A 15,192-nucleotide genomic window follows, 5' to 3' on the forward strand; every position below is an offset into this window, starting at 1 on the left:
ACTCCAATCAGTTGCGGAACGGGAATTTGAAAGCGCGCAGCAGTGCGCGGCCTTCGTCATCGTTCTTGGCAGTGGTGGTCAGGGTAATGTCCAGACCGCGGAGAGCATCGATCTTGTCGTAGTCGATTTCCGGGAAAATGATCTGCTCTTTTACGCCCATGCTGTAGTTACCACGACCATCGAAGGACTTGGCATTCAGGCCGCGGAAGTCGCGGACCCGAGGCAGGGAGATCGACAGCAGACGATCCAGGAATTCGTACATACGATCGCGGCGCAGAGTCACTTTGACGCCGATCGGCCAACCTTCACGGACTTTAAAGCCAGCGATGGATTTCCGAGCGTAAGTCACAACGACCTTTTGACCGGTGATCTTTTCCAGGTCAGCAACAGCGTGCTCGATGACTTTTTTGTCGCCGATCGCTTCGCCCAGACCCATGTTCAGGGTGATTTTTGTAACGCGCGGAACTTCCATCACGTTCGAAAGCTTAAGTTCTTCCTTAAGTTTCGGAGCGATTTCCTTCCGGTAAATCTCTTTTAGTCGTGCCATGGTCTTCTACCTAGCAGTGTTCAAGCATCAACCGCTTTTTGGGTCGACTTGAAGACACGAATTTTCTTGCCGTCTTCAACTTTGAAACCAACGCGGTCAGCCTTGTTGGTTGCGCCGTTGAAAATGGCGACGTTGGAAGCGTGCAGTGGCGCTTCTTTCTCGACGATACCGCCCTGTACGCCCGACATCGGGTTTGGCTTGGTATGGCGCTTCACCAGGTTGATCCCACCAACGACCAGACGGTCGTCAGCGAGAACCTTGAGCACCTTACCGCGCTTACCTTTGTCTTTGCCGGCGATCACGATGATCTCGTCGTCACGACGAATCTTTTGCATGTCGGATCTCCTTAAAGCACTTCAGGGGCGAGCGAGACGATCTTCATGAACTTCTCAGTACGAAGCTCACGGGTCACTGGCCCAAAGATACGGGTACCGATCGGCTCTTGCTTGTTGTTCAACAGAACAGCAGCATTGCCGTCAAAGCGGATAATGGAGCCGTCTGCACGACGAACGCCATGGCGAGTGCGGACTACAACAGCAGTCATCACTTGGCCTTTTTTCACCTTACCGCGCGGAATTGCTTCCTTGACGGTTACTTTGATGATGTCACCGATACCAGCGTAACGACGATGGGAGCCACCCAGCACCTTGATGCACATAACGCGGCGTGCGCCGCTGTTATCGGCCACATCGAGCATGGATTGAGTCTGAATCATATAATTTCTCCGACCCCTAGCCCTTAGACTTCCACAGCGCGTTCGAGGATATCAACCAACGCCCAAGACTTGGTCTTGGCTACCGGACGAGTTTCACGAATCGTGACCTTGTCGCCGATATGGCATTGGTTGGTTTCGTCGTGTGCGTGCAGCTTAGTCGAACGCTTAACGTATTTACCGTAGATCGGGTGCTTTACGCGACGCTCGATCAGAACGGTGATGGTCTTGTCCATCTTGTCGCTGACAACACGGCCAGTCAGCGTACGGACAGTTTTTTCGGCTTCAGCCATGATTACTTACCTGCCTGCTGGTTGAGCACAGTTTTCACGCGAGCGATGTCACGCTTAACTTGCGAGAGCAGATGAGACTGCCCCAACTGGCCAGTTGCTTTCTGCATACGCAGATTGAACTGGTCGCGCAGCAGGCCGAGCAGTTGCTCGTTCAGCTGCTGTGCTGATTTTTCACGAAGTTCATTCGCTTTCATCACATCACCGTCCGCTTAACAAAGGAGGTGGCGAGCGGCAGCTTTGCAGCAGCCAGGGCGAAAGCCTCACGCGCCAGCTCTTCAGTAACACCCTCGATTTCATACAGGACTTTGCCTGGCTGAATCTGGGCAACCCAGTACTCCACGTTACCCTTACCTTTACCCATCCGAACTTCGAGTGGCTTCTTGGTAACAGGCTTGTCCGGGAACACACGGATCCAGATCTTGCCGCCACGTTTAACGTGACGGGTCAGAGCACGACGCGCTGACTCGATCTGACGAGCGGTGAGACGACCACGAGCAACAGACTTCAGCGCGAACTCGCCGAAGCTGACTTTGCTACCGCGCAGTGCCAGACCACGGTTGTGGCCGGTCATCTGCTTGCGGAACTTCGTACGCTTTGGTTGCAACATTTGGCGTACCCCTTACTTAGCAGCTTTTTTACGAGGCGCTGGTGCTTGTGGTTTCAGTTCTTCTTGGCGACCACCAATTACTTCGCCTTTGAAGATCCAAACCTTTACACCGATCACACCGTAAGTGGTGTGAGCTTCGTAGTTGGCATAGTCGATGTCGGCACGCAGGGTGTGCAGTGGCACACGACCTTCGCGATACCATTCAGTACGTGCGATTTCAGCACCGCCGAGACGACCGCTCACTTGGATTTTGATGCCTTTGGCACCAATGCGCATGGCGTTCTGAACAGCGCGCTTCATAGCGCGACGGAACATTACACGACGCTCCAGCTGCTGAGCTACGCTCTGCGCAACCAGCATACCGTCAAGCTCCGGCTTGCGGATCTCTTCGATATTGATGTGCACAGGCACACCCATTTGCTTGGTCAGGTCCTGACGCAGTTTCTCAACATCTTCACCTTTCTTGCCGATCACGATGCCGGGACGAGCGGTGTGGATGGTGATACGTGCTGTCTGAGCCGGACGATGGATATCGATACGGCTGACGGACGCGCTTTTTAATTTGTCTTGGAGGTACTCACGCACTTTCAGATCAGCGAACAAATAGTCCGCATAAGTCCGACCGTCTGCGTACCAGACGGAGGTGTGCTCCTTGACGATTCCCAGGCGAATGCCAATGGGATGTACTTTCTGACCCATCTCTTCGACTCCGTTACTTGTCAGCAACCTTGACAGTGATATGGCAAGACCGCTTGACGATGCGATCAGCACGGCCTTTAGCACGTGGCATGATGCGCTTCAGCGAACGCCCTTCGTTGACGAAAACGGTGGAGACCTTGAGGTCATCAACGTCTGCGCCTTCGTTATGCTCGGCGTTGGCTACAGCCGACTCCAGCACTTTCTTCAGGATCTCGGCGGCTTTCTTACTGCTGAAAGCCAACAGGTTGAGCGCTTCGCCCACCTTCTTCCCGCGGATCTGGTCGGCGACCAAGCGGGCTTTCTGGGCGGAGATTCGAGCGCCCGACAACTTAGCGGCTACTTCCATCGTTCCTTACCCCTTAACGCTTGGCTTTCTTGTCTGCCACGTGCCCACGATATGTACGGGTACCGGCAAACTCGCCTAGTTTATGGCCGACCATGTCTTCGTTCACGAGAACTGGAACATGCTGGCGACCGTTATGCACTGCAATGGTCAAACCGACCATTTGTGGCAGGATCATCGAACGACGCGACCAGGTCTTAACTGGTTTGCGATCGTTCTTTTCCGCCGCCACTTCGATCTTCTTCAGTAGGTGAAGATCAATAAAAGGACCTTTTTTCAGAGAACGTGGCACTGTCGTATCCCTCTATTTACTTGCGACGACGGACGATCATTTTGTCGGTACGCTTATTACCACGAGTCTTCGCGCCCTTAGTCGGGAAGCCCCACGGCGATACCGGATGACGACCACCAGAGGTACGACCTTCACCACCACCATGTGGGTGGTCAACCGGGTTCATGGCAACACCACGAACGGTTGGGCGAACGCCACGCCAGCGTTTGGCACCGGCTTTACCCAGCGAACGAAGGCTGTGCTCGGAGTTCGAGACTTCACCCAGCGTTGCACGGCACTCAGACAGTACTTTACGCATTTCACCGGAGCGAAGACGCAGGGTTACGTACACACCTTCACGAGCGATCAGCTGTGCAGAAGCACCAGCGGAACGAGCGATCTGCGCGCCTTTACCTGGCTTCAATTCGATGCCGTGTACGGTGCTACCAACTGGAATGTTGCGCAGTTGAAGAGCGTTGCCCGGCTTGATTGGTGCCAGAGCACCTGCAATGAGCTGGTCGCCAGCACTCACGCCTTTAGGGGCGATGATGTAGCGGCGCTCGCCGTCTGCGTAAAGCAGCAGAGCAATGTGAGCAGTACGGTTTGGATCGTATTCGATACGCTCGACAGTGGCAGCGATGCCATCCTTGTCGTTGCGACGAAAATCGACCAGACGATAATGCTGCTTATGGCCACCACCGATATGGCGGGTAGTAATACGACCATTGTTGTTACGACCACCAGACTTCGATTTTTTCTCGAGCAGCGGTGCGTGAGGAGCGCCTTTATGCAGCTCCTGGTTGACCACCTTGACCACAAAACGGCGGCCAGGGGAAGTCGGTTTGCATTTAACGATTGCCATGATGCACCCCTTCCTTACTCAGCACTGCTGCTGAAATCGAGATCTTGGCCTGGCTGAAGGGAGATAACTGCCTTCTTCCAGTCATTACGCTTGCCCAGACCGCGAGCAGTGCGCTTGCTCTTACCCAGAACATTCAGGGTAGTAACACGCTCTACTTTCACGCTGAACAGGCTTTCGACGGCCTTCTTGATTTCCAGCTTGGTTGCGTCAGTAGCAACCTTGAAAACGAACTGACCTTTTTTGTCTGCAAGAACCGTAGCCTTTTCGGAAACGTGCGGGCCAAGCAGAACTTTAAATACGCGTTCCTGGTTCATCCCAGCAGCTCCTCGAATTTCTTCACGGCCGACACAGTGATCAACACTTTGTCGTATGCGATCAGACTAACTGGATCGGAACCTTGAACGTCACGTACATCAACGTGCGGCAGGTTGCGAGCAGCCAGGTACAGATTCTGGTCAACAGCGTCAGACACGATCAGGACGTCAGTCAGACCCATGCCAGTCAGCTTGTTCAGCAGATCTTTGGTTTTCGGTGCTTCAACAGCGAAGTCCTGAACCACGACCAGACGATCAGTACGAACCAGTTCAGCAAGGATGGAGCGCAGAGCTGCGCGATACATCTTCTTGTTGAGCTTCTGAGTGTGATCCTGAGGACGAGCTGCGAAAGTGGTACCGCCGCCGCGCCAGATTGGGCTACGAATGGTACCGGCACGAGCACGGCCAGTACCTTTCTGACGCCAAGGGCGCTTGCCGCCACCACGAACGTCGGAACGGGTCTTTTGCTGCTTGCTACCCTGACGACCGCCAGCCATGTAGGCCACGACTGCCTGGTGAACCAGCGTCTCGTTGAATTCGCCGCCAAATGTCAGTTCGGAAACTTCGATTGCCTGAGCGTCATTTACATTTAATTGCATGTCAGCTTCCCCTTAACCGCGAGCCTTGGCTGCCGGACGTACAACCAGGTTGCCGCCAGTAGCGCCAGGAACAGCACCCTTGACCAACAACAGATTGCGTTCAGCGTCCACGCGCACTACTTCCAGGGACTGCACGGTCACGCGCTCAGCGCCCATATGACCGGACATTTTTTTGCCCTTGAATACACGACCAGGAGTCTGGCACTGGCCGATAGAGCCTGGGACGCGGTGGGAGACGGAGTTACCATGGGTATTGTCTTGACCACGGAAATTCCAACGCTTGATCGTACCCTGGAAGCCTTTACCCTTGGACTGACCGGTTACATCAACCAGTTGACCAGCGGCGAAGATTTCAGCGTTGATCTGATCGCCAGCCTGGTAGTCGCCTTCTTCAAGACGGAATTCCATGACGGTACGACCGGCGGCAACGTTCGCTTTAGCGAAGTGGCCAGCCTGAGCGGCTGTAACACGCGAAGCGCGACGCTCGCCGACAGTGACTTGCACTGCACGATAGCCATCGGTTTCTTCGGTTTTGAACTGAGTGACGCGATTCGGCTCGATCTCAATGACCGTGACCGGAATGGAGACACCTTCTTCGGTGAAAATACGGGTCATACCGCATTTACGACCGACTACACCAATAGTCATGTTGTAAACCTCATGAGTGTACGGGGCTTTCACCCGCTATGGCCGCCCATTTCAGAGCGTTACACGACTAAGACCCAAGTCTTAGCCGAGGCTGATCTGAACTTCCACACCGGCCGCAAGATCAAGCTTCATAAGCGCATCAACGGTTTTTTCCGTTGGCTGGACAATGTCCAGAACACGCTTGTGAGTACGGATCTCATACTGGTCGCGCGCGTCTTTGTTGACGTGCGGAGAAACCAGAACGGTGAACCGCTCTTTACGAGTCGGCAGTGGAATCGGACCACGCACCTGTGCACCAGTACGTTTCGCGGTTTCCACGATTTCCTGGGTTGATTGGTCGATCAGGCGATGGTCAAAAGCCTTCAACCTGATACGGATTTGCTGGTTTTGCATTGGATTCAGACTCCAGATTGCTGTTCCCACCGAGCGCAATACGCCCGTTAAAAGGAGGCGCAATTCTATAGACGACCTAACAAGGTGTCAACCCAATAAAAAAGCCCCCGCAGTGCGGGGGCTTTTTTTGGGACTCAACGCTTACGCGATGATTTTGGCCACGACGCCAGCGCCGACGGTACGACCGCCTTCACGGATTGCGAAACGCAGACCATCTTCCATTGCGATTGGCTTGATCAGGGTAACGGAAACTTTAACGTTATCACCTGGCATAACCATTTCTACGCCTTCCGGCAGTTCGCAGCTACCGGTTACGTCGGTAGTACGGAAGTAGAACTGTGGACGGTAGCCCTTGAAGAACGGAGTGTGACGACCGCCTTCTTCTTTGCTCAGAACATAGATTTCAGCTTCGAACTGAGTGTGCGGCTTGACGGTACCTGGCTTGACCAGAACCTGACCACGCTCAACGTCGTCACGCTTGGTGCCACGCAGCAGAACGCCGCAGTTCTCGCCAGCACGACCTTCGTCGAGCAGTTTGCGGAACATTTCAACACCGGTGCAGGTGGTGACGGTAGTGTCACGCAGACCAACGATTTCCAGCGGATCCTGAACCTTGACGATACCGCGCTCGATACGACCAGTCACAACAGTACCACGACCGGAGATCGAGAATACGTCTTCGATTGGCATCAGGAATGGCTTGTCAGTCAGACGAACTGGCTCTGGGATGTAGCTGTCCAGAGTTTCAACCAGTTTACGAACGGCAGTGGTGCCCATTTCGTTATCGTCTTTGCCCTCCAGAGCCATACGAGCAGAACCGATGATGATCGGAGTGTCGTCACCTGGGAAGTCGTAAGTGCTGAGCAGATCGCGCACTTCCATCTCAACCAGTTCCAGCAGCTCAGCGTCGTCTACCAAGTCAGCCTTGTTCAGGAAGACCACGATGTACGGAACGCCAACCTGACGGGACAGCAGGATGTGCTCACGGGTTTGTGGCATCGGACCATCAGCGGCCGAACAAACCAGAATCGCGCCGTCCATCTGGGCAGCACCAGTAATCATGTTCTTCACGTAGTCAGCGTGACCTGGGCAGTCAACGTGAGCGTAGTGACGGATCAACGATTTGTATTCGACGTGCGCGGTATTGATGGTAATACCACGAGCCTTTTCTTCCGGTGCGCTGTCGATCTTGTCGAATTCGACAGCAGCCGAACCGAAAACTTCGGAGCAGACGCGAGTCAGAGCAGCGGTCAGCGTGGTTTTACCGTGGTCAACGTGACCAATGGTGCCAACGTTGACGTGCGGGAGGGAACGATCAAATTTTTCTTTAGCCACGACAAATAACTCCTAGCCTAAAGGCGCTGAATCAGCCTTGTTTTTTGGTTACAGTTTCGACGATGTGCGACGGAGCTGTATTGTATTTTTTGAATTCCATAGAGTAGCTTGCGCGACCCTGGGACATGGAGCGAACGTCGGTCGCATAACCGAACATCTCACCCAACGGAACCTCGGCACGAATTACTTTGCCGGAAACCGTATCTTCCATACCCAGAATCATGCCGCGACGACGGTTAAGATCGCCCATCACGTCACCCATATAGTCTTCAGGCGTAACAACCTCTACTGCCATGATCGGCTCAAGCAGCTCACCACCGCCCTTCTGGGCCAGTTGCTTGGTCGCCATGGAAGCAGCCACCTTAAACGCCATCTCGTTCGAGTCGACGTCATGGTAGGAACCATCAAACACGGTAGCCTTCAGGCCGATCAGCGGATAGCCGGCAACAACGCCGTTCTTCATCTGCTCTTCGATACCCTTCTGGATAGCCGGGATGTATTCCTTGGGAACAACACCACCTACCACTTCGTTTACGAATTGCAGACCTTCCTGACCTTCGTCAGCAGGTGCAAAACGGATCCAGCAATGACCAAACTGGCCACGACCGCCGGATTGACGAACGAACTTGCCTTCGATTTCACAATTCTTCGTGATGCGCTCACGATAGGAAACCTGCGGCTTGCCGATGTTGGCTTCGACATTGAACTCACGGCGCATCCGGTCAACCAGGATGTCCAGGTGCAGCTCGCCCATGCCAGAGATGATCGTTTGACCAGTCTCTTCATCAGTTTTGACGCGGAAAGACGGGTCTTCCTGAGCAAGCTTGCCCAGTGCGATACCCATTTTTTCCTGGTCATCCTTGGTTTTTGGCTCAACGGCAACCGAAATAACCGGCTCCGGGAAGTCCATACGAACCAGAATGATTGGCTTGTCAGCGTTGCACAAGGTTTCACCAGTGGTGACGTCCTTCATGCCGATCAAGGCCGCGATGTCACCAGCGCGTACTTCCTTGATTTCTTCACGGGCGTTTGCGTGCATCTGCACCATACGACCCACACGCTCTTTCTTGCCCTTGACCGAGTTGATCACGCCGTCGCCGGATGCCAATACGCCCGAGTAAACGCGAACGAAGGTCAGGGTACCCACGAATGGGTCGGTAGCGATCTTGAACGCCAGAGCCGAAAACGGCTCGTTGTCGTCTGCATGACGCTCCATCAGGACTTCTTCGTTATCAGGATCGGAACCCTTGATAGCTGGAATGTCGGTCGGAGCCGGCAGATAGTCGATCACGGCATCGAGAACCAGGGGAACACCCTTGTTCTTGAAGGAAGAACCGCAAACAGCAAGAACGATCTCACCAGCGATAGTACGCTGACGCAGAGCAGCCTTGATCTCCTCGTTGGTGAGCTCTTCACCTTCAAGGTACTTGTTCATCAGCTCTTCACTGGCTTCGGCCGCAGCCTCAACCATGTTGCTGCGCCACTCGTCAGCCAGTTCCTGCAGCTCGGCAGGGATAGGCTCACGACGAGGAACCATACCCTTGTCGGCATCGTTCCAGTAAACAGCTTCCATCGACATCAGATCGATCTGACCCTGGAAGTTGTCTTCGGCACCAATGGCCAGCTGGATCGGCACCGGGGTGTGACCCAGACGCTGCTTGATCTGAGCGATTACGCGCAGGAAGTTCGCACCCGCACGGTCCATCTTGTTCACGTAAACGATACGTGGAACACCGTACTTGTTGGCTTGACGCCATACGGTTTCGGACTGCGGCTCTACGCCGGAAGTACCACAGAACACAACGACCGCGCCGTCGAGTACACGCAGGGAACGCTCAACTTCAATTGTGAAGTCAACGTGGCCCGGGGTGTCAATAACGTTGAAACGGTATTGGTCTTTGTGTTGCTTCTCGGAACCCTGCCAGAAGGCAGTAATAGCAGCAGAAGTAATGGTAATACCACGCTCCTGCTCCTGAACCATCCAGTCCGTGGTCGCGGCGCCGTCATGCACCTCGCCCATTTTGTGGCTTTTGCCGGTGTAAAAAAGGACGCGCTCGGTGGTGGTGGTTTTACCAGCATCCACGTGAGCAACGATACCAATGTTACGGTAGCGGCCAATCGGAGTAGTACGAGCCATAAAGCCCTCGCAAAATTAGTGACGCTGAAATTAGAAGCGGTAGTGCGAGAAAGCCTTGTTGGCCTCAGCCATACGGTGCACGTCTTCACGCTTCTTGACCGCAGCACCTTTACCTTCGGCGGCGTCCAGCAGTTCGCCAGCCAAACGCAGCGCCATTGACTTCTCACCGCGCTTGCGCGCGAAGTCTACCAGCCAACGCATTGCCAGAGCATTACGACGGGACGGACGAACTTCGACAGGAACCTGGTAAGTAGCACCGCCTACACGGCGCGACTTTACTTCGACCAGCGGAGCGATGGCGTCGAGAGCTTTCTCGAAGATTTCCAGGGGGTCGCTGTTCTTGCGTTCTTTAACCTTTTCCAGCGCGCCATAAACGATACGTTCGGCAACGGCTTTCTTGCCGCTTTCCATCACGTGGTTCATGAACTTGGCCAGGATCTGGCTGCCGTATTTTGGATCGTCAAGCACTTCGCGCTTGGCTGCTACGCGTCTTCTTGGCATGGATAAGCCCTCAAACGGTCTTCAGGTTAGCTCGGGACCACCATCCTGCAAGGGATGCGCCCGACCTTACTCTTATCGACTCAGAAAAATAGAAATCTGCAATTTCAAATAGAAGCCAAAAACTACTTAGGCTTCTTGGTACCGTATTTCGAGCGACCCTGGTTACGGCCTTTAACGCCGGAAGTATCCAGAGAACCACGAACGGTGTGATAACGAACACCTGGCAAGTCTTTTACACGACCGCCACGAATCAGTACCACGCTGTGCTCTTGCAGGTTGTGACCTTCACCGCCGATGTACGAGGAAACCTCGAAACCGTTGGTCAGGCGCACACGGCAGACTTTACGCAATGCCGAGTTAGGTTTTTTCGGCGTGGTGGTGTACACACGAGTGCACACACCGCGACGTTGCGGGCAGTTCTGCAGCGCAGGCACGTCGGATTTCTCGACGATACGCTTACGCGGCTGACGTACCAGCTGGTTGATAGTTGCCATCTACTAGCTCCACTGTTGTCTTGCGACGCTATTGTCTTACAAGAAAAGCAAATGACAGGGCACAAGCCCCGCCAAATTTAGGGGTACAAGAGTCTAAAGAGGATCCCGCCCCCAGTCAAGACAAAGCCCCGACGTCCTCACCGCGCAAACAACACGAAAAACGTGCTGCCTGCCCGGTGAAAAATGCCGAGGCTCTAGTCTCAGTTACCGCTGGAGTTCAACGCTTCAGTCAGAGCGGCTTCTACTTCGCTCGCGCTGACACGCATCGGTTTGTCCATTTCACGACGACGCTTGCGCTCGCTGTGATAAGCCAGACCGGTACCGGCCGGGATCAGACGACCCACGACCACGTTTTCCTTCAGGCCGCGCAGGTAATCGCGCTTGCCGGTCACAGCCGCTTCGGTCAGTACGCGGGTTGTCTCCTGGAAGGAGGCCGCGGAGATGAACGATTCGGTGGACAGCGATGCCTTGGTGATACCCAGCAACACGCGAGTGAACTTGGAAACAAATTTGTCTTCCGTGCTCAGACGCTCGTTCTCTACCAGAACGTGAGTCAATTCCATCTGGTCGCCCTTGATGAAACTGGAATCGCCAGACTCGGCAATCTCAACCTTGCGCAGCATCTGACGCAGAATCGTCTCGATGTGCTTGTCGTTGATTTTCACGCCCTGCAGACGGTATACGTCCTGAATCTCGTTGACGATGTACTTGGCCAGCGCACTCACACCCAACAGACGCAAGATGTCGTGTGGATCGCTAGGACCGTCGGAGATTACTTCGCCGCGGTTCACTTGCTCGCCTTCGAAGACGTTCAGGTGACGCCACTTCGGAATCAGCTCCTCGTACGGATCGCTGCCATCGTTCGGGGTAATGACCAGACGGCGCTTGCCCTTGGTCTCTTTGCCGAACGCGATGGTACCGCTGACTTCTGCAAGGATCGACGCCTCTTTCGGACGACGCGCTTCGAACAGGTCGGCAACACGCGGCAGACCACCGGTGATGTCACGAGTTTTCGAAGTTTCCTGAGGAATACGAGCGATAACATCACCGATCGCGATCTGCGCACCGTCGGCAACACCGACCAGGGCGTTCGCAGGCAGGAAGTACTGGGCCGGTACGTCAGTACCAGGCAGCAGCAGATCCTTGCCATCCAGACCCACCATCTTCACGGCAGGACGGATGTCCTTGCCGGCAGCCGGACGGTCTTTGGCATCAAGCACTTCAATGTTGGTCATACCGGTCAATTCGTCTGTCTGACGCTTGATCGTGATGCCTTCTTCCATGCCGACGTAGGTAACAGTACCTTTCATCTCGGTAACGATCGGGTGAGTGTGCGGGTCCCACTTGGCTACGATTGAGCCAGCGTCGACCTTGTCGCCTTCCTTCACCGAAATCACAGCACCGTATGGCAGCTTGTAACGCTCACGCTCGCGACCGAAGTCATCGGCAATTGCCAGTTCACCGGAGCGGGATACCGCAACCAGGTGACCGTCAACACGCTCGACGTGCTTCAGGTTGTGCAGACGGACAGTACCGCCATTCTTCACCTGAACGCTGTCGGCTGCCGAGGTCCGGCTTGCCGCACCACCAATGTGGAACGTACGCATTGTCAGCTGGGTACCTGGCTCACCGATCGACTGTGCAGCGATTACGCCGACAGCTTCACCGATGTTGACCTGGTGACCACGAGCCAGGTCGCGACCGTAGCACTTGGCGCAGATGCCGTAGCGGGTTTCACAGCTGATTGGCGAACGAACGATCACTTCGTCAATGCTGTTCAGCTCGATGAACTCGACCCACTTCTCGTCGACCAGTGTGCCAGCAGGCACGATGACGTCTTCTGTGCCCGGCTTGAACACGTCACGGGCGATAACTCGACCCAGTACGCGCTCACCCAGCGGCTCTACAACGTCGCCGCCTTCAATGTGCGGAGTCATCAGCAGACCGTGCTCGGTACCGCAATCCACCTCGGTAACCACCAGATCCTGAGCCACGTCTACCAGACGGCGAGTCAGATAACCGGAGTTGGCGGTCTTCAATGCCGTATCCGCAAGACCCTTACGAGCACCGTGAGTAGAGATGAAGTACTGAAGTACGCTCAAACCTTCACGGAAGTTCGCGGTGATCGGCGTTTCAATGATGGAGCCGTCAGGCTTGGCCATGAGACCACGCATACCCGCCAACTGACGAATCTGGGCAGCAGAACCACGCGCACCGGAGTCAGCCATCATGTACATCGAGTTGAAGGATTCCTGGTCAACTTCGACGCCATGACGATCGATGACCTTCTCTTTCGAGAGGTTCGACATCATTGCCTTGGAAACTTCGTCGTTGGCCTTGGACCAGAGGTCGATCACCTTGTTGTACTTCTCGCCCTGGGTGACCAGGCCGGAGGCGTACTGACTTTCGATCTCTTTAACTTCTTCAGTGGCCGCGTCGATGATGCGAGCTTTTTCATCCGGGATAACGAAATCGTTAACGCCGATGGAAACACCCGAAATAGTCGAGTAGGCAAAACCGGTGTACATCAACTGGTCAGCAAAGATAACGGTCTCTTTCAGACCAACCACGCGGTAGCACTGGTTGATCAGCTTGGAGATCGCTTTCTTCTTCATAGGCTGGTTGACGACGTCGTAGGACAGGCCGGCCGGAACCACCTGGAACAGCAGCGCACGGCCAACAGTAGTGTCGACAATACGGGTGTTCTTGACGCTGCCACCGTCACGGTCGTTGACCGTTTCGTGGATACGAACCTTGACCTTGGCATGCAGAGCCGCTTCGCCGGCGCGGAATACGCGGTCGACTTCCTGCAGATCGGCAAACACACGACCTTCGCCCTTGGCGTTGATCGCTTCACGAGTCATATAATACAGACCCAATACAACGTCCTGCGAAGGAACGATGATTGGCTCACCGTTGGCTGGCGACAGAATGTTGTTGGTCGACATCATCAGCGCGCGCGCTTCCAGCTGAGCTTCCAGCGTCAGAGGCACGTGAACGGCCATCTGGTCACCGTCGAAGTCGGCGTTGTAGGCAGCACAGACCAGCGGGTGCAGTTGAATAGCCTTACCTTCGATCAGTACCGGCTCAAACGCCTGGATGCCCAGACGGTGAAGCGTCGGCGCACGGTTCAGCAGCACCGGGTGTTCGCGGATCACTTCAGCGAGAACGTCCCAGACCTCTGGCAGCTCGCGCTCGACCATCTTCTTGGCAGCTTTGATGGTCGTAGCCAGGCCACGCATTTCCAGCTTGCCGAAAATGAACGGCTTGAACAGCTCGAGAGCCATCTTCTTCGGCAGACCGCACTGGTGCAGACGCAGGGTCGGACCTACGGTAATTACCGAACGGCCCGAGTAGTCAACACGCTTGCCGAGCAAGTTCTGACGGAAACGACCTTGCTTACCCTTGATCATGTCAGCCAGGGATTTCAGAGGACGCTTGTTCGAACCTGTGATCGCACGACCGCGACGGCCGTTATCGAGCAGGGCATCGACCGCTTCCTGCAGCATGCGCTTTTCGTTGCGCACGATGATATCGGGAGCAGACAGATCCAGCAGGCGTTTCAGACGGTTGTTACGGTTGATCACTCGACGATACAGATCGTTGAGGTCGGACGTCGCGAAACGGCCACCGTCAAGCGGAACCAGAGGACGCAGATCTGGCGGCAGAACCGGCAGAACGGTCAGCACCATCCACTCAGGAAGGTTGCCGGAACCCTGGAAGGCTTCCATCAATTTCAGACGCTTGGACAGCTTCTTGATTTTGGTCTCGGAATTGGTTTGCGGAATTTCTTCGCGCAGACGGCCAATCTCGTGCTCCAGATCAATAGCGTGCAGCAGCTCGCGAACAGCCTCGGCACCCATACGGGCGTCGAAGTCGTCACCGAACTCTTCAAGCGCTTCGAAATACTGCTCGTCGTTCAGCAGTTGGCCTTTTTCAAGGGTAGTCATGCCTGGATCGATAACGACATAGCTCTCGAAGTAGAGAACACGTTCGATATCACGCAGGGTCATGTCCATCAGCAGGCCGATACGGGACGGCAGCGATTTCAGGAACCAGATGTGCGCAACCGGCGAAGCCAGTTCGATGTGAGCCATACGCTCGCGACGAACCTTGGCCAGAGCCACTTCAACACCGCATTTTTCGCAGATGACACCGCGGTGCTTCAGGCGCTTGTACTTGCCGCACAGGCACTCGTAATCTTTTACCGGGCCAAAGATTTTGGCGCAAAACAGACCGTCACGCTCAGGCTTGAACGTACGGTAGTTGATGGTTTCCGGCTTTTTAACTTCACCGAACGACCAAGAGCGGATCATCTCAGGCGATGCAAGTCCGATACGGATTGCGTCGAACTCTTCGACTTGACCCTGGTTTTTCAGCAAATTCAGTAGGTCTTTCAAGGCTTTTCCTCCTGGCGGAGCAGGGAGCAGGCAGTAC

Annotated in this window: 19 protein-coding genes; all 19 read right to left on the bottom strand. The window is 54.8% G+C overall.

Going from position 1 to position 15,192, the window contains the following annotated elements:
- Positions 1-7: 7 nt before the first annotated feature.
- The gene (gene rplE / locus MME58_RS23155) at positions 8-547 is read right to left on the bottom strand and encodes a 50S ribosomal protein L5 (RefSeq protein WP_002555477.1); all 540 of its coding nucleotides are present in this window, start codon (positions 545-547) and stop codon (positions 8-10) included.
- 20 nt (positions 548-567) lie between these two features.
- Positions 568-882, bottom strand: coding sequence for a 50S ribosomal protein L24 (rplX, locus tag MME58_RS23160; RefSeq protein ID WP_002555478.1), 315 nt, complete (start codon positions 880-882; stop codon positions 568-570).
- Positions 883-893: 11 nt separating this feature from the next.
- The gene (gene rplN / locus MME58_RS23165) at positions 894-1,262 is read right to left on the bottom strand and encodes a 50S ribosomal protein L14 (RefSeq protein ID WP_002555479.1); all 369 of its coding nucleotides are present in this window, start codon (positions 1,260-1,262) and stop codon (positions 894-896) included.
- Between the two features lie 23 nt (positions 1,263-1,285).
- Positions 1,286-1,552, bottom strand: a complete 267-nt coding sequence (rpsQ, locus tag MME58_RS23170; RefSeq protein WP_002555480.1) for a 30S ribosomal protein S17 — start codon at positions 1,550-1,552, stop codon at positions 1,286-1,288.
- A 2-nt stretch (positions 1,553-1,554) separates the two neighbouring features.
- Positions 1,555-1,746, bottom strand: a complete 192-nt coding sequence (gene rpmC, locus MME58_RS23175) for a 50S ribosomal protein L29 (RefSeq protein ID WP_002555481.1) — start codon at positions 1,744-1,746, stop codon at positions 1,555-1,557.
- Positions 1,746-2,159: a 50S ribosomal protein L16 gene (gene rplP / locus MME58_RS23180; protein WP_002555482.1), complete on the bottom strand. Its 414-nt coding sequence runs from the start codon at positions 2,157-2,159 to the stop codon at positions 1,746-1,748. Before rplP ends, rpmC begins: the two co-directional genes overlap by 1 nt.
- A 12-nt stretch (positions 2,160-2,171) precedes the next feature.
- On the bottom strand, positions 2,172-2,858 hold the full coding sequence (rpsC, locus tag MME58_RS23185) for a 30S ribosomal protein S3 (RefSeq protein WP_003176422.1): 687 nt from the start codon (positions 2,856-2,858) through the stop codon (positions 2,172-2,174).
- A gap of 13 nt (positions 2,859-2,871) precedes the next feature.
- Positions 2,872-3,204, bottom strand: a complete 333-nt coding sequence (rplV, locus tag MME58_RS23190; protein WP_002555485.1) for a 50S ribosomal protein L22 — start codon at positions 3,202-3,204, stop codon at positions 2,872-2,874.
- 13 nt (positions 3,205-3,217) lie between these two features.
- Entirely contained in the window at positions 3,218-3,493 is a 276-nt protein-coding gene (gene rpsS, locus MME58_RS23195) for a 30S ribosomal protein S19 (protein ID WP_002555486.1), read from the bottom strand.
- Between the two features lie 16 nt (positions 3,494-3,509).
- The gene (rplB, locus tag MME58_RS23200) at positions 3,510-4,334 is read right to left on the bottom strand and encodes a 50S ribosomal protein L2 (RefSeq protein ID WP_003317104.1); all 825 of its coding nucleotides are present in this window, start codon (positions 4,332-4,334) and stop codon (positions 3,510-3,512) included.
- 14 nt (positions 4,335-4,348) lie between these two features.
- Positions 4,349-4,648, bottom strand: coding sequence for a 50S ribosomal protein L23 (rplW, locus tag MME58_RS23205; protein WP_002555488.1), 300 nt, complete (start codon positions 4,646-4,648; stop codon positions 4,349-4,351).
- Entirely contained in the window at positions 4,645-5,247 is a 603-nt protein-coding gene (gene rplD, locus MME58_RS23210; RefSeq protein ID WP_002555489.1) for a 50S ribosomal protein L4, read from the bottom strand. Before rplD ends, rplW begins: the two co-directional genes overlap by 4 nt.
- Positions 5,248-5,259: 12 nt before the next feature.
- A complete protein-coding gene (rplC, locus tag MME58_RS23215; protein WP_002555490.1) occupies positions 5,260-5,895 on the bottom strand; it encodes a 50S ribosomal protein L3 in 636 nt (211 codons plus the stop codon).
- A gap of 81 nt (positions 5,896-5,976) precedes the next feature.
- Positions 5,977-6,288, bottom strand: a complete 312-nt coding sequence (gene rpsJ / locus MME58_RS23220; RefSeq protein WP_002555491.1) for a 30S ribosomal protein S10 — start codon at positions 6,286-6,288, stop codon at positions 5,977-5,979.
- A gap of 141 nt (positions 6,289-6,429) precedes the next feature.
- The gene (gene tuf, locus MME58_RS23225) at positions 6,430-7,623 is read right to left on the bottom strand and encodes an elongation factor Tu (RefSeq protein ID WP_003369027.1); all 1,194 of its coding nucleotides are present in this window, start codon (positions 7,621-7,623) and stop codon (positions 6,430-6,432) included.
- Positions 7,624-7,654: 31 nt separating this feature from the next.
- Positions 7,655-9,760, bottom strand: coding sequence for an elongation factor G (gene fusA / locus MME58_RS23230; RefSeq protein WP_004666356.1), 2,106 nt, complete (start codon positions 9,758-9,760; stop codon positions 7,655-7,657).
- Between the two features lie 30 nt (positions 9,761-9,790).
- Complete coding sequence (gene rpsG / locus MME58_RS23235; RefSeq protein WP_002555493.1) at positions 9,791-10,261, bottom strand: 30S ribosomal protein S7; 471 nt, start codon at positions 10,259-10,261, stop codon at positions 9,791-9,793.
- Positions 10,262-10,383: 122 nt separating this feature from the next.
- Positions 10,384-10,755, bottom strand: coding sequence for a 30S ribosomal protein S12 (rpsL, locus tag MME58_RS23240; RefSeq protein WP_002555494.1), 372 nt, complete (start codon positions 10,753-10,755; stop codon positions 10,384-10,386).
- Between the two features lie 200 nt (positions 10,756-10,955).
- Complete coding sequence (gene rpoC / locus MME58_RS23245) at positions 10,956-15,155, bottom strand: DNA-directed RNA polymerase subunit beta' (protein WP_054987268.1); 4,200 nt, start codon at positions 15,153-15,155, stop codon at positions 10,956-10,958.
- Positions 15,156-15,192: the final 37 nt, after the last annotated feature.

Source organism: Pseudomonas syringae pv. tagetis, from assembly GCF_022557255.1.
In the GTDB taxonomy this organism is placed as follows: domain Bacteria; phylum Pseudomonadota; class Gammaproteobacteria; order Pseudomonadales; family Pseudomonadaceae; genus Aquipseudomonas; species Aquipseudomonas caricapapayae.